Genomic DNA, 20218 nt, shown 5'->3' with positions numbered 1-20218 from the left:
GACGATGGCTGATCTGTGGAGCATGACGGTCGCGGCGTGGGAATGGATGGGCGGCGTCGTCGACGACATCTGGCCGCCGGACAACCCGAACGCGGCCGACGACCTCGGTGACGCGTGGGACAAAGCCGCGACGTTGCTGGAAGGTGCCATCCTCCGATCGTCGACCGTCCACGACCGGCTTCGCGAGACCTGGCCGGACGCGAACGGCGCTTTCGTCCAGGCGCGGATCAAGGAGGCCAACGACGGCGAGTACGGCGGTGGCGGGTCCGGCCACCGGGATCTCGTCGTGAGCATGCGCAAGATGGCGACGTTCTGCCACAACTACGCGGATCAGATCCGGCGGGTGCGCAACCAGATCTGGTCGGAGATCATTCACGCCAGCCTGGATTTCGCCCTCATGGCGGCGATCCCCGGCGGACAGTGGCTGTTCGCCGCCAAGATGGCGAAGCGGGTCGCCAGGATCGTGGAGATCGCCAAGTCGATCGCCCAGGCTGGGAACAAAATCGGCAAGCTCGGCAAGCTCGCCACGATTCCCGTGCGCGAGGCGGCCGACGAGGTCTTCACCAACAGCATCGAGCAAGGCCTGAACATCTGGCAGGGCAACCAGGACGGGTTCAGCTGGAAGGAAAGCGCCACCAACGCGCTCGGCGGTGCCATCGGCGCCCCGGTCAGCGGCATCGTCGGCGCGCCTGGCAAGGCCATCGGCGCTCTCGCCAGGAAGAATCCGGGCGTCAAGAACGCGCTGGACAGCGGGCTCGGCAAACACGCGACCACGGCGGTCAGCTCGGCGAGCACGAACGCGGTGTCGTCGCCGATCTCCAGCCATGCCGCGCAAAGCATCATGGACGGGAACGGGGTCCCCACCGACCTCGCCGGCTATGGGCAGTCCATCAAGGAGAACTGGCTCACCTCGGCCGCGATCGGCCCGATCCGGGGGAACGCGCATCTCGCCGGCGAGCAGGTGATGGAATTCGGCAGGGAGAAACTCGGGCTGCAGAAGCCGGCTCCGATGACGGATATGGGAACCTCGTCGGGCGGTCCGCCACCGACCGACCCGCCGGGCGAGGTGAAAGCGCCGGAGTCGGCCGACGTCGGCGCGGGGAAGGGCGCCGACACCGCATTGGGGCAAGGAGACAGCGGCGTCGGGCTGGGGCAAGGCGAGTCCGGGGCAGCCTCCGGCCAACCCGGCCGCTCCACCGGGGAACTGGTCGGCACGTCGGGCGCGGACGGTGGTGGTCACGGCAAGTCGACCACTTCGTCCACAATGGATGAGTCGGTCGCTGGTGCGCGACAGCACGCCGGAGTGGGTTCGTCGACGGGGCAGCACACGATCGGTTCCTCGGTATCGCAGGCGGGGGCCGGTTCGGTGCCGCAGGCGACCGCCGTCGGTGCGGCGCCGGCCACGGCCACGGCAGGCGCTCCCGGTGCGACGCCGTCGGCTACCGCCACGTCGGCTCCGGCCCCTTCGGCGGCCCAGGCCACTTCGGCACCGGCGGCGGCCGCCACGTCGACCGCCTCGGCACAGGCGGGCGCTCCGGCCGCGACCGCGTCGACGCCTTCCGTAACGGCCCAGACCGGCGCGCAACCCGGTGCGGCACAACCGGGTTCGGCGCAGCCCACCGCACCTCAGTCCGGTGCGGCTCAGCACCAGGGCTCGACGCCCGCGGTCCCGAACCGGGGCACCGCGGCGAAGCCCGGCAAGGGTGAGCCGGAAGCCGCACCGGAGCCCGACGACGGCCCGAGGCCGCCCGAATCCGAAACCCCGGAACAGGATCGACAGCAGGAACCGGAGGAAGCTCCTGAATCCACTGTGGACGGTCCGGTCGGAGAGGCAGGCGGGAGTACCGGTACCGGCCCCGGTCCTGGGACCGGCCAGGTCCTGGCCGCCGCCGCACCGGCCGCCGCGGCGGCCCAGCAGGCGCAGCAGCCCAGTCGGCCGAATCCCGCCCAGCCCGCAAAACCGGTCCCGGCGCCCGCCCATACGACGATGCGCCGTGCCGCCGAGCCCCAGCGCACGCAGGGCGACCCGCCCGCCGACCCGCCCCGGCGGCCGCCCGGCCCGCCGCCCGGCACCGGTGAATCGCCGGAAGTCCCGGACGGCGTGCCGCCGCGGCTCGCCGCCGTGTGGGACCTGCTGCCGCCGACCGCGAGGCAAGCGATCACCGAACTGATGAGCTCGGTCGATCCGGACGCGCTGGCCGATCAGGCGCAGGAGTTCGCGGCGCGCCTTTCGCCGGGCCGGATGGACCGTTCGCTCGGCGAGATCCTCGGCGAGATGTCGGCTCTCACGGGGCAGGAGCTGGGTGATCGACTGGTCGCCGAGGCCGCGGTGCACCGGCTGTGGGGCGCGGTTCCGGCCGCGAGGGAGGCGATGTCCGAGCTGCTCGCCCGTCTGCACCCGGCGGAGGCCGCGGCCACCCTGGCCCGCCTCGCGCCCCTGCTGGCCAGGCCGCCCGAACTGGCCGAGGCGTGGGACGCGTTGTCGCCCTCGGCGCGGGAGGCGGTCGCGAGTCTCGCGGCCAAGATGAATCCGGACAAGCTGGTGAAGCGGCTGACCGATCTCGCCGGGCGGGTGTCCGCCGGGCCGAAGGGGCGTTCGCTCGGCGAGCGTGTCTCCGCGATGAGTGCCGACCAGCTCGCCGCGTTCGCCGAACAGGTGACGGCCCTGGCCGACCGGATCCCTGCCAGGAAACCGGTCAAAGGCGCGGCGACTCCGGCCGACCTGGCCAAGGTGGACCGGGGCAAGGGCATCCTGCTCGAGGCCGCGGCAATCCAGGCGAAGCTGGACGAGCTCGCCGCGCTCGGCGTGGACGTCCGGGCCGCCGAGGAGGGCCTGCGGGAAGAGCTGGGCAAGGCGCGACGGGTGCTGGACGGCAACACCCAGATCCCGAAGACCGCGCTCGATTCCAATTACGAGAACGTCCGCGCGAAGTATGCCGCTGCCGACGTCGCGCTGGCGCTGGCCAAGCTGGACGGGCAGCTGCTGGACCAGATCGGGTTGCCAGGACTGCGGATCACCGGTCTCGAGGTGCCGGTGGACGACGACGGACGGGCCGGTACGGAGGCCAGGAACAGCGACGGAACCGACATCGATATCCGCGGCGAGCTCGGGGACGGCACCGAGGTCCGCTTCGAGGTCAAGGACCGGACCGCGCTGGTCGGGGCCGACCTCGTACAGACCGCGAAACAACGGGAACTGGCCGGGCCCGGCCCGAAGATCGTCCTGCTCGCCACCAACCGGGTCGATCCCGGGTTCGCGGAGCAAGCCGTGGCGAACGGCGCCGACAGTGTCATCCAGTACGACGGGTTCCAGGTGTTCATCGAGGTCGCGGCCAGGGGAACGGAGGGCACGCCGACGCCACCCGCGCCACCGCCGGACCGGACACCTCCGGGGCCCCAGGAGGGACCGCCCGCGCCGGAACCGCCGTCGGCCGCGGCGCAACGCTTCTACCATCCGGAGAACCCGGCTCGGGATACCCATCCGAGCCCGGACAGCGACCTCACCGACGCCGAGCTGGCTTCGAGCAGGCACAGCGAGCGCGCGCTGCGGGCGTTGATCGGCAAGTCGCGGCTGGCGTGGAACGACCTCCGATTGTTGCTGCTCGAACACGGCCTGCTTCCCGCCGACTCGCGGCCGCTGCGCCCGCGCGACGTGGAACGCGTCCTGGACGGCGCCCGGGTCCGGACCCGGATCGCCCCCGCGCTGCGGACAGCGTTCGACAACGCGATCCAAGAGTTCGAGCGGCTGGCCCGTGGCGAAGCACCCACGATGAATTCGGATTCGTCACGGAACCGGGCCTGGCAGGTCCGGAAGGAGTTCCGCGACGGCACGATGACTCCCGGCAGGCGCGAGCGGTTCGTCCATGAGATCTTCGCGGACGACGTTCTCGCCCGGCAGCAAGAGATTCTCGGTGACCACTTCGGCCGGTACCAGCTCCGCTCCGGTGTTCCGTTCGGCCTCGACGGTCGCGGGGAGAACGGTGGTGGACGCTCCCACTACGCGGGGTCGACGGTCCCGGCCCTCACCCTCGAGCTGAATCCCTCGGACGAACCGGGATCGCCGGTGGTGGTGCAGAGCTACCACCTGGCTGCGGGCGCCGAACCGTCCGCTCTGGACGTACACCGCGACGATACTTTCACCCGCGCGTTGTTCGAACCGGAAACCCTGTTCCCCACCACCGCCTTGCCGCCGATCGAAACGCGGCACCTGCCCGCCGGGCGCAAAGGCCGGCTCACCTTCGCGCGGATCACCTTCACCGGTCTGCACCTGCGCAAGGGTCTGGCGCTGATCGACGCGCTGATCGAGGTGGGCCGCGCCTCGCGGCCCCAGAAGCTGGCCCTGACACACGCGCTGGAGCGGTATGCCAGGGCCGCGGCACGCCTCGATGACCGGCTTCCGGACGTCAAATGGCTTGTCCAGCGCGGAATCGAGCTCACGAACATCGGGCAGGACCAGCTGATCGATGCCGTGGCGGCGGCCTACGGGATGTCACCGGCGATGGTCGCCGCGATGGTGACCGATCCCTCGGTGCGCTCGCGCGTCCCGCGCGAGCTGATGCCGTCGATCCAGGAACTGGACGACTTCTCCGAGATCCTCGGCAAGACCCGAACGCATTACGGGGAGCTGCTGAGGCAGACCGAGGACACGGCGAAGGAGCTGGAGTTCGCGGAGCGGGAATGGCAGCGGGCCAGAGACGCCGCGCTGGGCGAGATGACGCGAATCGGTGACGAGGCGGTCGCGAACGGGTTACCGGAATGGGCGCGCCGCCGGGCCGCCGCCCGACAGGTCGCCGAGCTCTGGTCGGTGGCCACCAGGGCGCGGGTCGACCCGGAGGGTGATCCGGCGGTACCGGAACCGGCGCGCCCGCGTGGCCGGAGCGTCCGGGACCTCGCGGGGATCCGCGCCGCACTCGCCGCCTCGGCGCGGGCAGTGGAGGAATCACGGTATGCGGCGGAAGTCGCCTACCACGCCGCGATGGCCGAGTTGCGGGCGGCGAGGGAAGACATGCGCGCGCTGACCGAGTGGGTGCCGCACCTGCTCGCCTCGGGCGGCCGGGCCGACGTCGCCGAGGCGCTGGGCCTCCCGGTCGAAAGCGTGGCCACACACCGGCTGCTGCCCGGCGCCGAGCCCGGTCTTTCGCTGGACGGAACCACCGAGGACGTGCGGGCCGAGGTCGCCGCGCGGCAGGACCGGCTGGAGCGGGCGATCGAACGGATGCGCCTGGCCGACGCCGCTCGCACCGAGGCGCACGCCGAGTACGTCCGGGCACTGGTTCCGGCGATCGAACGGGCAGCCGATCGAGGACTGTCCAATGTGGAGATAGGCAGGATCGCCAAGCTCCTCGACGGCGAGGTCGCCGGCATCACCCGGCGGGCGGAGAACCTGCCGGGGAACCGGAAGCCGGTGGTGGACGCCTACGTCGACGCCCGCGGCTGGCTGATCGGAGTGGGTGACCGGGTCACCGGCCGTGACGCCCTCGCGCCGAGCCGGGGCGCCCAGTTCGCCGCACTCGATCCGGACAGCCCGGACTACGTGGCGAAAGCCACGGAACTCGGCGTCGAGGAGGAGCTCGCGCTTCGGCTCGGCAAGCCTCGCCCCGTCCACTTCTTCCACGACGTCCACATGCACCCGAAGGGGTATGACGCCGCCAACGTCGACTATCGCGACCTGGTGAACTGGCTGATCGGTCAGGGACTGCCGAACATCCTGGTGGCGTCGCCGATTCCGCAGAGCGGGCTCGGCGTGATCGGTGGTTCCAGCGGTTCCTTCTATTACGCCCTCACCAACGTGGTCCGGATGACCACCGTCTTCGGCAAGAAGATGCTGGGCCTGCACGGCCAGCTCTCCGACCTGCGGTTCTTCTCCGCACGCGACCGGATGTCGGAAGAGCAGAAGTCACACTGGTTCCCCGGTGTTTCCGGAGCCAGAGTGGACATTCCCGGGGTCGGCGGCTACCTGATGGCGATGGCCGTCCTGTTCGGCGACGCGGCCCGCTACCTCGCCGAGACCACTTTCGTGAAGGAAATGGTCCAGTCGATGCTCGGGCGGCAGGCGAGCGAGGTGATCAACCCGGAGTGGGTCGACTACTTCGGGAAGCTGCTCGCCGCGGCGGAACTCGTCCAGGAATCGATCCACAAGGGACGGATCGGGCCGGAGTTCTTCGCCGCGTACCTGGCGGAAGGTTCGCCGATGGCCGAGCTGTTCCCGGTGGACGGCAGCCCGAGCGACCTGGCCGAACTGGACTTCTACGACTCCCTCATCGAGAACGCCGGGCGGATCAAGGCCTTGCTGAGGGCGGCCGGGCTGGGCGCCGAACTGCGGAGCCTGCCGGAAAGCCCGCCGGAGATGTACAACCCGAACACCGTCGAACTGCTGGAGACCATCGCCGCCACCGGACAGGTGCTGATCCTGCACGACGACATGGGCCTTGCCAGGTTGCGCGGCAACGGGATGTACGTGGCGAGCCCGTCGGACGGGCGCAACCTCGGCCCGATGGCCTACCTCCTCCAGCAGGAGAACCTCGCCGGCGCGAAAGTGATCTGGGCGCATCTCGGCCTCGGGCACTGGACCACGCTCACCGTCGAACACATCGAGCGGTTGCAATGGCTGCTCGACACCACGGACACCGCCATGGACATCTCCTGGAACGTCCTCGCGCAGCACGCGAAGGCGGCTCCCGAGGTCAGGGAGGCGTTGATCCGGTTCCTGATCGTGAACCAGGATCGGCTCATCTTCGGTACCGACACGGTGAATCCGCAACCCGGTGCGCACTACGTCCGCCACCGCAACGAGATGGATCCACTGTTCGCCGAGGCCGCTCGGAGGCCCGGCGGAGAAGCGGCGGTCGCGAAGATCCTGCATGGCAACTTCGCCCGGATGCACGAGGAGGCGGGGCAGCGGGTCACCGCGTTCGTGTTCAACGAGATCCTGTCCGGAGCCTGGGACGGGTTCATCGAGTCGTTCGGCCCGCATTGGCAGCGCAAGGTGGACGAATGGGTCGAGGCGAGAATCGCCGAGGGCTGGGTCGCGGACCCCGCCTATCAGGCGCGCGGGCCGTTGTCCGGGCTGGATCTCACCGACGAACAACGTGCGAAAGACCAGCCGTGGCTGGCGAATCCGCAATTGCGGACGATGAAGCTCTGGTACACCGCCGCCGATCCCGGACGCGACGCGAACGCCAATCCGCTGCGGCTGCAGGCGGCCGCGGCCAGGGTCTCCGCCACGGAAACCGCGGCGGGGGTCAAGTCCGCCTTCGAGAAGCTGAAGCAGCGCTGGACCGAACGAGGTGGACTGCGACCGGTGAGCGGGGCCGACGCGCTCCTCAGCCGCCCGGTCACCGCCCAGGCACTGATCGCGGGCGAGCGCATCAGGGCGGCCCTGGCCGCGGGAGAGCTCTCCCGTGCGCGACTGGCCATGACCCCCGGACGGCTCGCCACGCTGCCGTTGGCACCCGCCGAACGGGACGCCATGCTCGCGTCGCTGATCGAGAGTGTGGAGAGGACCGAACGAAAACAGCTCACGGCGCTCGAGAAGATCGCCACGCTGCGCTCGGCCTGGCTCGGCCGTGACCTGAAGGGCTGGGCGGTGGCCGGGGCCGCCGCGGCGACCATGCTGGGAGTGGGCGCGACGATGGGCGTTCCCTTCGCGCTGTCGGCGGGGGTGAGCATCGTGGCGGGCAACGCGGCCTTCGTCGTCCGCGGGATGCTCAACATCGCGAAGACCGGGCACGCCCAGAGCAACCGGGTGAGCCTGGAAGGGATGCTCGAACGCGGCAGGCTCGACCAGCGGTCGGCCGAGGCGCTCGCCAGGATGATCCGGGATTACCTGGAGTACGACGTCAATCCGCTCGGCTGGTTCGACACCGTCCTGGAGGAGGTGCGGGGCGAAGTCGACGTGAGGACCCGGCAGTTCCTGATCAACCTGCAGGCCATCATCCACACCCCGCTGGCGATCGGCGAACGCCCGTCGCAGCGCCAGGAAGACGTGAGCCTCGAGGTTTCGCGCTACCTGAACGAGGTCGGCAGGCCGTACGGCGCCGCACCCGAGTCGATGAACAAGATGAACCCGCACGCGGGCAGGCTCGGCAAGCTGATGGCCGCCGGCCTCGCGGGCACCTTCCTGGTCAATCTGCCGGTACATCTCGCCCAAGCGACCAGCCTGACCGGGCTGGCGGCCGCGGTCGCGGGGACCTACGCGATCGCGGACGGACTGTTCCTTTCCACCGCGCTGTCCAACGCCATCGGGGGGATCGCCGGCTACGACAACGCGCTCCGGCCGCTGTACCGCAGGATTCAGAACGCACTCGCGTTCCCGGTGCTGACCGTGGCCAACGGCATGCTGGTCGCGCTCGAGGTGAGTCAGGGGGAGTGGCTGAAGGCGCTCGCCGCGACGACCCTGACCGGCGCCACCCTCTACATCTCCAAACTCGGTGCCGAGCTGGAGCTCCGGCTGGGCCGCCAGGCCGCTCGCAAAGGCCCGGCGGCCCTCTGGGTCACCGCGTCCTCGCTGGTCGGGCTGGGCATGATGGGCCTGTCCTCGGCGCCGCTGGTCGCCGCCGCGGGCACCGCGCTCGCCGTGTCCGGTCCGGTGATCTACGTCGTGCGAGCCGCCTTGGACCGGGTGCACGGGATCTACGAGGCGCGGACCCCCGCGGGTCTCGTGTACACGTCGAACATCCCGGTGCTCGGCGTCGGCGCGGCCGTCGACCTGAGCCTGCCGCACACTCGGGCACCGAAGCTCATCGGGACGGGCAGTGATCCCGAAAACAAGCCCGACGAGAACCCCGACGACCCCGATACGCCGGACGACGATCCCGGCGGTGCGCCGTCGCCGGGACCGACGCCACCGACGCCCCCACGTCCGGCAGGTCCGTCGAACCGGCCGGATCCCGGGACGGATCCGCCGGATACGCAGGGCGGGACGGCCACTCCGCGGACGACGCCGCCGGACGCTGGACCCGTCGGTCTGCCTGCCTCGGATTCGTTGCCGCCGCAGAAGAATCCCGATCCCGTCGGGGTGCGCGCCGACGCGCGGCACGCGGTGGGGCGCGCGGTGCCGGACGCCGGTATGCGAGCGGTCGAGCGCTCCGCGAACGGCCGCCGATACGTGGTCACCGGCCCGGCCGGGAACACGTTCGACGTCACCGTGCGAGCGGGAACGCCGAGTCCCGGCCAGGTCGCCCAGTACAGAGTGGACACCGCGCAGAACTCGCTGGAGATCGAGATCTCCGAGTTCGCCACCGAGGACGCGACGCGCGACGCGGTCGCGAGGGCGCTGGGTGCGGCGGCGGCCGAGCTGTCCGGGACGCCGCACGGCGAGGACTTCCTCAGCGCCACCGCCGATCCCACCGCGGACCCGTTGCTGAGTCCGGCCGATCACGGGCGGGCCGCGCGGCTGCTGGCGTTCGGCAGTGCGCTGGCAGGCAATCCGCTGCCACTCCGGCGATCCGGGCTGAGCGCCGCACTGCGGGCGTTGATCGCGGACATGGGCCTGCGGCCGGGCGACCCCGGCGCCGCACGGCGGCTGGCCGCGCTGCCGGACGAGCGGATGCGCGAGGTGGTGCGCCGGTACGCACCGGCGCCCGATGGCTATGCGGGCAGACTCGACTACGCGATCACCCGGCTGCTCGCCGGCAGCACGTCGTCGGTCGCTTTCGGCGGCGCCATCGTGGCCACCGCGCCGGTGGTCGCGGCCGCGATGATCAGCGGCGCGGCCGCGCGCTCGCTGGCCGCCGGCCTCTATGACCGGTCGGTCGTGGCCCGCGAGGTCAACGCGGAGAAAGCGGCGAAAGCACCCGTAGAGCGGGCGGTCGCCGAGCGGGCCGCGGCCAGGCGGGAGGCCCTCTTCCGCCCGCTTTTCGACCGCTGGACCGCGATTTCCGGCCGGCTGCGGAGCGGAACACCGTCGCCGGAGGCCACACCACGATCGGAAACGCCAGGGACCGAGCATCCGGATGCCGAGTACGTCGGCCTGACGCCGTACGCGGTGCGCCGGGCGGCCGGTGTCTCCGCCGGATCGCTCGGCACGCTCGCGATGGCCTCGATCGGCATGCAGCCGATGATGGCCGGCGCGCTTCTCGCGACGCTCTGGGCGCCCGCCGTGTTCGGGTCGTTCGCCGAGGCGTTCCGGGGACGGCGCCGCCAGGACGAGCGGGTGGCACGGGCATCGGAGCGGCTGGACGAGACCGATCAAGCGACCGCGGACAACGAACGGGAGCTGGCCGAGTTCGGTCACGCCTTCCTCGATCTGATCGAGGAAAGGCTGGCGGATACCCCGGTGCCCGCGGCCGAACCGGGGGAGGCGAGCGGACCCCGGCACCGGGTGAGCCCGCTGGCGACCTTCACCGGCGTGGGCAACGATTCGGCGCTGTCGCCGATCGGCTACCGCATCCCGGACCGGAATCTGCCGGACACGTCGGACCCGACCTGGCTGTCCGCGATGTTCACCGGCTACCTGGAATACCTCGGGCTCGGGGTGCTCCAGGCGATCGTCGGCACCATCGCCGGCGGGGTGACCGGGCACAGCGCGTACCGGGCCGCGCAGGAGGCCGAGCACGACCGCAGGCTGCACGACCTGCTGGCGGAGGTGGACGAGCACAGCGAACTGCGCACTCGGGTGTTGCGTGCGGCGCTGAACCGGCTCGCCGAAACCGCGCCACAGCAGGCGGACCGCGACCGGCTCAGCCACTTTTTAGCTGAGCACGGCTTGGCGGAGCACGGCCTGTCCGCGCCCGAAGCGGAGCCGGACACCGAGCCCGATGGCGATCCGCCGCCGTGGCTCGCGTCGAAAACCTGGCTGACCACCGACCTGGTGATCGCCTCCGCCTCTCTCGGCGCCACCACGGCGGGCTTCACGTTGTTCGGCATCGGCGGTCTTGGCCCGTACGCGGTGGCCGCCGCGGCCGAAACGCTGATCCCGTTGTTCCACCGATCGTTGACGGAACGGGAATTCGCCGCCGAGGACGCCGCCGCCGGGCCTGCCGCCGAGTTGCGGAGGGCCGAGGCGCGGGCCAGGGCCGACGCGCTCGAGCGGTACCTGTTCCGGCTGCTGGACCGTGGGCTCGCCGAGTCCCAGGACCAGCCCGACGGGCAGCGACAGTGGTGGCATCCGAGGCAGATCGCCGACCTGGCGAGGGAGATGGCGCCCGCCGTACCGCCGTCCGAAGCCGCTCCGTTTTCGGTGCCAGGACAGCTCAAGGCCGCCGCCGCTGCTGCCTACCTGGACCTTCTGGACCAACCGGGAGAGCTCACCACGCTGCCGGACCGGCTGGTGGCGCTGGAGGCCGTCGGTGCCGCCGCGGACCGGCTTACCAGGGCCGGGGACTGGGCGGCCACGACCGGGCAGACCCGCCCGGAAGTGGTGGCGCGCAACGAACTCGTCGAGGCGATCCAGCGGTACAACGCGCTCGCCGAGAACCCGCTGCGGCTCGATGACGTCTTCGACGGGGTGCACCGGGGCAACAGCAACCCGCAGCAGGTACGTCAGCTGTTGCCCGGCCTGCGGGACGCGGTCGGCGGCGAACCCGGCGAGTTGGTGCCCTGCCAGGTGGCAGCCGTGCTCACCGACCGGCATCTCGCCGATCGGGCGGCGGGCAGGCCGCCGGGACGGGTGGTCCCGCCGCGCACACTGGCCGGGCTGACCGGCAGGGAGGGCTGGGCCGACAGGGTCGCCATGGCGGCCAGGGTCACCGGGGCGCGGTTCGTCCCGATGGCGTCGGCCAACGATGTGGCGCAACGGCTGCGTGCGCTCGGCCCTGGTGCCCGCGCGATCGTGCACGGCGAGCGCGCCGGCGTCACGCATCTGTTCAACGTGGCCAATCTGGACGGCGAGGTCTACTTCATCGACGGGCAGATCACCCTGTTCGCCGACCTGGCGGGCTACCGCGACGGATTCCGGGTGCTCATCACCGAGGACAACGGTGAGGAGGCTCGCCGGTGGGCCGGCCGTCCGGTGCCTTTCCTGCTGCGCAACGCCTACGCGCAGGCGATCGCCTCGGCCCGTGAGCAGTTCGCCCGGCTCCACAAGGATCCCGTCGCGCCGAAGGGCATCGACGATGTGATCAACCCGGAGCCGTCCGAGCAGGACGGTCCGAGGAGATCGGACGCGGCGGTGCCCGCGCCGAACCCGGCGACCGGCGCCCCGCCCCCGCGCGGCACCTCCGCAGGCGGACGCCGTTGGAAGGTGTATCGCGACGTCGCGGCGCTGACCCGCGGGATGACTCCGCCCAGCGTCGAGCCCGCGTGGCACCGGCACACGCGTGGGATCGTGACGGCGGCGACGAACATCGTGAACGGCCCGCCGCGGCCGGCGTCCGGCCTGACGCGCTGGATCTCGTTGTTCGAGACGGCGTACGGCATGATGCACAGCGCGCGGCAGATCTCGGCAGGGGCGACCTACGATCCCGAACTGGTGCGGTGGGCGCAGGAACATCCGGAAGCCCTGAAGTACTTCCGGATGCCCGAGCTCTCGCCGCTGGCGCGGACGAGCGAGGTCAATGCTTTGCCCGCGATCCACGCGGGAGTGGTGACGCCGGACGAACAGGCGTGGCAGATCGAGACCCATCATCCACTGCTGCGCGAGGTCAACCCGAACTTCACCAGCCCCGACGCCTATGGAGAAGGCTGGCAGACCAACGGCCCGCAGGCTGTCGTCGGCTATTTCCGCGGCATGCTCGGCCAGGAGATGAAGGTCGAACCGGTCCGGCCCGAAGACATGTGGCGGGTGGACGGGGAAACCTATGTCGCCGAGCGACTCCACGGGTCCTGGGAAGCCCACGACAGCTACGACAGCGTCATCGACGAAATCCACGGCGCGTGGTGGGCCGCGTCGAGTCCCTCCCCGCTGCCGCCGACCGCCGCGCTGCGGCTGACCTACGCCCATCCCCGGTCCGGGGAAGTCGTGGAGAAGTGGGGCCTGGTGCGGTGGACCGACGGCGGGGTCGTTTTCCTGTCCCCGGTGCCCGGAACCTTGATGCTGTTGCCGGCGCATCCACTTTCGATATCCCTGCTGCCGATCACCTATGGCGAGGCGGCGAAGGACAACCTGCCGGAACGGCGCGGCCGCCCGGTCGAATCGCCGCCGGTGCCCGACGTGCCCGTTCGCCCCGCCGATCCCGGCCAGGTCGCATGGGCGCTGGGCGAAGTGGACGGCGGGCGGCTGGCCGGGCTGGCGTTGCCCGGGCTGGTGATCGAGGGCGTCGACGCCGGCAGGCCCGCCGTCCTGCACGGCACGCTGGCCGACGGGACGGCGGTACGGATCGACGTGGTGAACGCCGGATCACCCGGAGTTCCGAGCTTCGATGTCTTTTCCGGCCGGATCACCCGTGACCGGGCGGCGGCCCCGCCCGGCACCAAACTGGTGTACCTGTTCGCCGAGGGGCTCACTTCGCGACTGGCCGAGGGGCTCGTCGGGATCGGTGCGGACGTGGTGCTGCGCCAGACGGGCTCCACGGACTTCGAAGTGGTCGCGGCCAGGGATCCCGGCCCGCCGCCCGATTTGTTCAGCCGCCGGGCCGTCCGGAGCAACCGGGACATTCTCGACAGCGGCGACGGCCTGCCGCGGACCCAGGAGACCGTCGCCCGCACGGCCGAAGCCGCCGGCATCGATCTGACCGGCGTCCACGTCCAGCTGGTCGAGACGCCTGAGGTGATCGAGTATCTCGACGAAGTGGGCGCCTGTGCGTCGACTCCGCCGGAGTCGGGGGGCAAGACCATTTGGCTCGGCCCGGCCGGTTTCGCCGACGTCGAGACCCTGGTGGCGGTGCTGGCACACGAGATGACGCACGTGCGCCAGCTTCGAGCCGGGATCACGCCGACCGAGCAGACGCGCGAAAGTCTCGAAGAAGAGGCGGAAGCCAGCGAAGGGCCCGCCCTGGAAAGGTTCCGAAATCATGACGACGACGATGTTCGAGGTGGAGAAGACCTTCGATCTGCCGGGCAGGGACGGGATCCTGGTGGTCGGCCGGTTGCGGCAAGGGACGCTGGAGAGCGGTTCGAACCTCCGGCACCGGACGACGGACGCCCGGATCCGGATCCTCGGCCTGGAATTCGACGGCCCGAACCAGCGGGGGACCGACCGGCGGACGATCCGGATCGACCGGCGGGACGCGGAGCAGGTGACCCCGGGATCGATCCTGACGGGTCATCCCCCGACTTCCTGAACCTGCCGCCGACGACCTTCCACCCGCTCCCGCCCCGCATCGACGCGGTGATCAATCAGGAGCCGGAGCCACCGCTCGCCGAACCCGAGGCCGACTGGATCCCGATCGAGGACGTTCCCGGCCCGCTGCACCGGGACGAACCGTTGCCTGCCTCGGAACTTCGAGCGACCTTCCGGGGTGAGGACGATCCGAACGACCCGGACCGGGCGTTCGCCCCCATGGTCGTCGAGTACTTTTCACCCGAACGCAGGGAGGAGCACCGGGTTTTCGTGCGGGACGGCAAACTCTATTGGGCGCGGGACGGATCCCCGGTGGACACGTCCTCCACCACGGGGCCGTTCGATCACGCGATCTTCGCGATGGATCCGCAGGGGAACCTGTACGTGTCGCCGACGTGGATCTCGGGCCAGTTGCACCATTCCAGCTTCCTCGCCGGGCAGCCCGTCGCAGTGGCCGGACACATCGGGGTGGTGAACGGGAGGCTGATCAAGCTGACCCGCGAGAGCGGGCACTACCAGCCGGAGAAAGAGCAGTTGGTGACCGGGCTGAGCATCCTCGCCGAGCAGGGCGTGGATGTCTCCCAGGTGGACACCGGTCCCCAGTTCTAGACGGAAGGGAAACCAGGCAAGTGAAGTTCCCGTGGCGCGGATACGTCAACCAGCTCACCTACGCGGCCGGCCTGCGGCAGCGTGCGGACGACGAGCTCGTCGAGCGGGTCGCGGACGAGTTGATCCGTCAACGGTTCTTCACGCTCCCCGTGGCGGACTACCACCGGGCGGCCACGGAGGCCCTCGGCTCCGGCGAACGGATAGCCGGCGAACAGGACGACGAGGACGCCACCCGCGACTTCCTCGCTCGGCTGGTGCGGGCCCTCGACGATCGCGGGCCGTGGCCCGAACCGCCCTACTCGACCAGCGGCACCAGCGAGTGGGCCGCCTTGCAGGACGCGCCCGCGGTCGCGCGCGTTCCGCAGACCGACCGGGAAATCGGAGCCTCGCTGAATCGCGTCTTCGCCGAGGAGCCGCCGGGCGTCGGCGACGTGCGGGTGCTGATCCTGCGACTGCGTACCGGGCAACAGATCGCCCTGCGTGCTTCGCGTCCCTTCGCCGAGCCCGGTGTCGACCTGGTGACTTACGACGATCCAGTGTCCACTGTGGCCGCGTTCGGCGAGCTGACCGGGATCGAAGTGGAACCCGGCTAGGGCAGGTCCCGTTCATGCGGTGCATAAGTCGGTGAATCCAGGTTTCTGCTGGTGGTGTTGCCGGTTCGTCCTCGTACCAACTAAGTCGGCGGTCCGGCTTCCTCGCCTGCCCGCCCGAGTACGACCCGGGATTGACTACGGGAGTCGGCCGTGCCTTGAGTGTCCACAAGGGATACTTCGGCTGGCGAAATGTCCGGTTGACGGCTATATGAACGGTTTCGCGTGGGGGTCGTGAGTGAGAATGGTCGTTCTAACCCTCATTACCACTCACGACCCCCGCGAAAAGTCCCAAAATGGACACCTTTGCCCGGCTGGCGTCCCTTATGGACGGTCAAGAGCGCGCCAGGCTCCATGGCGACCCACTCCCACCACGGACTCGGGCACGCCCCTTTTGCCTTCCCCTCAATATGCGCCGCATTTCCGGCGCGGAACCCGGCTGGGACGGGTCGGGGAACGTGCGGTGTCTTCCCGGTCAGTTGGGGCTGACCGGGAACCGCAGTTCGAAGATCGCGCCGCCCTCGTCGGCGTTGTACACCGCGAGAGTGCCGCCGTGCGCCTGCGCGACCCACCGCACGATCGAGAGCCCGAGCCCGGAAGAGCCGCCGGTGCTGGCGAACCGGTCGAACGCCTCGCCCGCCAGCGCGGCGTCGATACCCGGGCCGTGGTCCGCGACGGTCACGGTGCCGCCGGCGACGGTCAGGTGCACGAAAGCCTTCGCTCCCGGTTGGCGGCCGTAGCGCACGGCGTTGTCGAGAAGGTTGCCGATGGCCCGTTGCAGCAGCGCGGGGTCGGCGTCGACCTTCGTGGGCGCGGCGGTGACGGTGACCTCGGCGCCCTCGGTCGCGGTGTCTTCGACGATGCCCACCACCAGCTGGTCGAGCCAGATCGGCTGGATGCTCAGCTGTTCCACCCCCGCGGCGAGCCGGGCGCGGACGAGCAGGTCGTCGATGATGCCGCCCATTCTCGCGGCGAGGCGGACGGTCCGCGGCAGGAGTTCCGCCGACTGCGCGGGGTTGGCCATCGCGGTTTCGGCGAGCGCGCGCAGGGCGGCGACCGGGGTGCGGAGGTCGTGCGCGGTTTCGGCGAGCAGGACTTCCTGCTGCTGCAAGGCCGCGGCCGCGGGCCGGATCGACCGGCCGGACAGCAGGTGGCCCGCGAACCCCAGTATCGCGACCAGCAGCACGGTGCCGCCGATCACCAGCAGCGTGAACTGGGTGTGCGCGGCGTCTTCGGTCTCCGTCGACTGCACCGCGACGACGGCCGCGAAGGTCTTGCCGTCGCCGTCGCGCAGGGGTTCGGCGCGGACCTTGACCACGTCGCCGTTGGTCGCCTTTTGGTGGCCCTGCACCAGCTTGCCGGTCTGCACCGCTTCGGTGGCGAGCCCGGTCAACAGCTGCATGCTCATCGGGACGCAGTTCGCCCGCGAAAGATGCGGCTCGAACGCGGGCGCACCGCCGGGCAGGACCGCGAACTGCGGGCAGCGGTCGTTCAGCACGTCGGTGTTGACCAGACCGAAGCCGACGGTGCCGTCGAATTCGACCAGCCTGCTGACCGAAGACGTGACCTGGGTCAGCGCGGCGTCGATCCGTTCTTCGCCCTGGTCGCCGTCCTCGTTGATGAGCAGCCACGCGAAGACCACCAGCCCGAGGGTGTTCATCACGGTGAACAACGCGGTCAGCGTCCAGCGCAGCCTGCGCAGACGATCGGCCGAGGAGTGGGTGTTCACCGGGCGCCCAGCCGGTAGCCGAGGCCGCGGACGGCGTGGATCAGTTCGGGTTCCTTCAGCTTGCGGCGCAACCGCTTCACCACCACGTCGACCACATTGGACATCGGATCGGCCTGCGCGTCCCAGCAGTGCTCGATCAGATCCGCCCGCTGCACCGGCAGGCCGGCCCTGGTCAGCAGGTATTCGAGCACCGCGTACTCCTTGTTGGTCAAGGTGAGCAGCACGCCGGCCCGGCGCACCTCACGCCGCGCGCAATCCATCACCAGGTCTTCATGCTGCAGCACCGAGGGCCGGTCGAACGCGGAGCGGTGACACAGATTGGTCACCCGCTCGGTCAGCTCGGCCATCACGAACGGCTTCACGAGGTAGTCGTCACCGCCGTGCTCGAAGCCGGCCACCCGGTCGGCGAGCGCGTCGCGGGCGGTGAGGAACAGCACCGGCGCCCGCCAGCCCAGCTGCCGTCGCATGTGGACGTATTCGATGGCGTCGCCGTCCGGCAGCATCCGGTCGAACACCACGCAGTCGTGGCGCGTTTCGCGCAGCAGCCGGTCCGCGGTCGCGATGTCGCCGGCCTCGCCGACGACGAAGCCGGCCGCGCGGAGCTGCGTGACCAGCGCGAGCCGCAGATTCTCGTCGTCTTCGACGACCAACACCCGTGTCATCAAAACCTCATGTTCGGACAGCGAAAGTAGACGCATGCAGTTCCCGGTGCCCCTGAACGCTAACGCGTCGGGTGCCCGCGGCCGTCCGGACGGCGGGAACTGGCATGAACAGGACGTCGTCGGCGGCACCGCGCCGGGGGGAAGAGGGAGGTACCTGCGATGACCGTGCAGACCGGCCAGCTCAGCCTGGTCACGGGAACGGGCCAGGGCGGCGACCGGGCGGGACTCGGCGAGCTGCTCGCGGAAGCGACCGGCGAGGTGCTCGTGATGAGTACGGGAACGGACACCGCGTTCCAGCGGATCGCGCTCGCGAACGTGCGTCCCGGCGTACGCCACAAGGTGCTCTTCCCCGACTCCGCCCGGATGTCCGGCGCGCTCAACCGGCTTTCGCGGGCCGGGGCCGAGGTGCGGACCGACGCCGAGGTCCCGATGGACGCGCTGGTGATCGACCGGACTTCGGTCGTCCTTCCCGCGGAGGGCAGGCAGGCCGGTTCCGCGGTGTTCCGGCTGCCCGGCGTGGTCACCGCGACGGTCGGCCTCTTCGAGCGGATCTGGCAGGCCGCCGCGCCGCTCGTCCCGCTGGACCTCCGGGAGGCCGAAAACGCCTCGATCCTGACCGGCCGCGAGCAGGAGCTGCTGACGCTGCTGTTCTCCGGTACGACCGACGAATCCGCCGCCGCGAGGCTCGGCGTCTCGGTGCGTACGGTGCGCCGGATGGTCGCCGACATCATGAACCGGCTCGGCGCCCGCAGCCGGTTCCAGGCCGGCGCCAAAGCCGTCGATCGCGGCTGGCTGATGGCGAAGGCCGGCTGATGACGATCTCGACTCCCGGCCGTGTCCTGCTGGTGTCGCAGCGGCCAGGCGCGTATCCGACCATCGGTGACGCCTTGACGGAAGCGTCCGACGGCGCCGTCATCACCATCGCGGGCGGTGAATACGCGGAGACCGTCGAACTGACCGGCCTGCGGGTGACCTTGGCCGCGTCCGACGGCGCCACGGTCGTCATCGACGGCAGGGGCGCGGACCGGCCCGTTTTCCGCAGCACCGGCGGAGCGCTCGTCCTCGAAGGGATCGAAGTCCTGGCTGGCGGCGCGTCCGCGATCCAGGCGGACGACACGGAACTCGCGGTCCGGAACTGCACCGTCTCCGGTGGACGCGGCCCGGCGATCGCGATTCGCGGCACGACGGCGTTCACCGTGAGCGGTTGCGTGATTTCGGGGACGGAGCAGGGGATCCTCGTCGACGGCTCGCCAGGGAGGATCGAGGACACCACCGTCGAGGACGTGACGGGGGACGGGATCACCCTCGGACAGGGCGCCGATCCGGTCGTGACCGGCTGCACGGTGACCGGCTGCGGCCTGCGCGGTATCTACGTCTACCAGTACGCCAGGCCGGTCATCGAAGGCTGCACCGTCTCGCACACCGGTCACGAAGGGATCGCCGTCGCGCACCACGGGGTGCCGGTACTCAAGCGGTGCACGGTCACCGACACCCGGGGCCCGGGGATCTCGTTCGCTTCCGGTTGCGGCGGCGAGATCTCCGCGTGCCGGGTCGCGAACACCGCGGAACCGGGAATCGCGATCGCCGAAGGGGCGACGCCGACGATCGGTGATGCCGCGGACCCCGGCACCGTGGGGGACGACGCACTGGACGAGATGCTCGCCGAACTCGACGCGATGATCGGCCTTCCCGAGGTCAAGGAAGAGGTCCGCTCGCTTGTCGACGAGTTGCAGGTCAACGAATGGCGCCGCCGGGCCGGGCTGCCGGTCGGTGCCGCCGGGCACCATCTGATCTTCGCGGGCGCGCCCGGCACCGGGAAGACCACGGTCGCGCGGATCTACGGCAAACTGCTGAAGGCGCTGGGAGTCCTGCCGGTCGGTCAGTTCCGCGAGGTGTCGCGCCGCGATCTCGTCGGGCAGTACATCGGGCATACGGCGGAAAAGACCGCGACGGTGTTCGAAGAGGCCAAAGGCGGTGTCCTGTTCATCGACGAGGCGTACACGCTCACGCGGCTCGCCGGCTCCGGCGGCGATTTCGGCCAGGAGGCGATCGACACCCTGGTCCCGCTGATGGAGGAACATCGTGACGAGGTGGCGGTGATCGTGGCCGGGTACACCGACGAGATGGTCGACTTCCTCGCCGCCAACCCCGGTCTCGCGTCGCGCTTCGGCAAGACGATCCAGTTCGAGAACTACAGCCCCGCCGAACTTCTCGCCATCTTCGGGCGGATGGCGTCCGCCGGGGACTACGAACTCGATCCCGACGCCGGTCCCGTGCTGACCGGCCACTTCGGGCGCGTTTCCGGAGACGTCAACTTCGGCAACGCGCGCGACGCGCGCCTGCTGTTCGAGAAGGCGCGCACGGCTCAGTCACAACGATTGCGGCTGCTGGGGCGGATGCCCGCGCTCGAAGAACTGCGCGGGTTGCACGTGGCCGACGTGGAGGCGGCCATCGCACGATAGCGTGGCCC

General features: G+C 70.5%; 6 protein-coding genes. 4 read left to right on the top strand and 2 right to left on the bottom strand.

What is annotated here, in order from left to right; all coding sequences use genetic code 11:
• The first annotated feature begins 4 nt into the window (after positions 1 to 4).
• Both DL991_RS24725 and DL991_RS24720 read left to right on the top strand, forming a co-directional pair.
• On the top strand, positions 5 to 14767 hold the full coding sequence (locus DL991_RS24725; protein WP_125786710.1) for a toxin glutamine deamidase domain-containing protein: 14763 nt from the start codon (positions 5 to 7) through the stop codon (positions 14765 to 14767).
• 20 nt (positions 14768 to 14787) lie between these two features.
• Complete coding sequence (locus tag DL991_RS24720) at positions 14788 to 15360, top strand: hypothetical protein (RefSeq protein ID WP_125786709.1); 573 nt, start codon at positions 14788 to 14790, stop codon at positions 15358 to 15360.
• A 472-nt stretch (positions 15361 to 15832) separates the two neighbouring features.
• On the opposite strand, the gene DL991_RS24715 is transcribed toward DL991_RS24720, so the two are convergent.
• Positions 15833 to 17086: a sensor histidine kinase KdpD gene (locus tag DL991_RS24715; RefSeq protein ID WP_125786708.1), complete on the bottom strand. Its 1254-nt coding sequence runs from the start codon at positions 17084 to 17086 to the stop codon at positions 15833 to 15835.
• On the bottom strand, positions 17083 to 17748 hold the full coding sequence (locus tag DL991_RS24710) for a response regulator transcription factor (protein WP_199746400.1): 666 nt from the start codon (positions 17746 to 17748) through the stop codon (positions 17083 to 17085). The genes DL991_RS24715 and DL991_RS24710 overlap by 4 nt, the downstream gene beginning before the upstream one ends.
• 159 nt (positions 17749 to 17907) lie before the next feature.
• On the opposite strand from DL991_RS24710, the gene DL991_RS24705 reads away from it, so the two are divergent.
• Together DL991_RS24705 and DL991_RS24700 are read left to right on the top strand one after the other, a co-directional pair.
• The gene (locus DL991_RS24705) at positions 17908 to 18561 is read left to right on the top strand and encodes a helix-turn-helix transcriptional regulator (protein WP_125786707.1); all 654 of its coding nucleotides are present in this window, start codon (positions 17908 to 17910) and stop codon (positions 18559 to 18561) included.
• The gene (locus DL991_RS24700; protein WP_125786706.1) at positions 18561 to 20210 is read left to right on the top strand and encodes a right-handed parallel beta-helix repeat-containing protein; all 1650 of its coding nucleotides are present in this window, start codon (positions 18561 to 18563) and stop codon (positions 20208 to 20210) included. Before DL991_RS24705 ends, DL991_RS24700 begins: the two co-directional genes overlap by 1 nt.
• The last annotated feature ends 8 nt before the right edge of the window (positions 20211 to 20218 follow it).

This window comes from Amycolatopsis sp. WAC 01375, assembly GCF_003947325.1.
Taxonomy (GTDB): Bacteria; Actinomycetota; Actinomycetes; order Mycobacteriales; family Pseudonocardiaceae; genus Amycolatopsis.
Note: the sequence above shows the minus strand (reverse complement) of the source record. Positions and strands in the feature narration are given on the sequence as shown.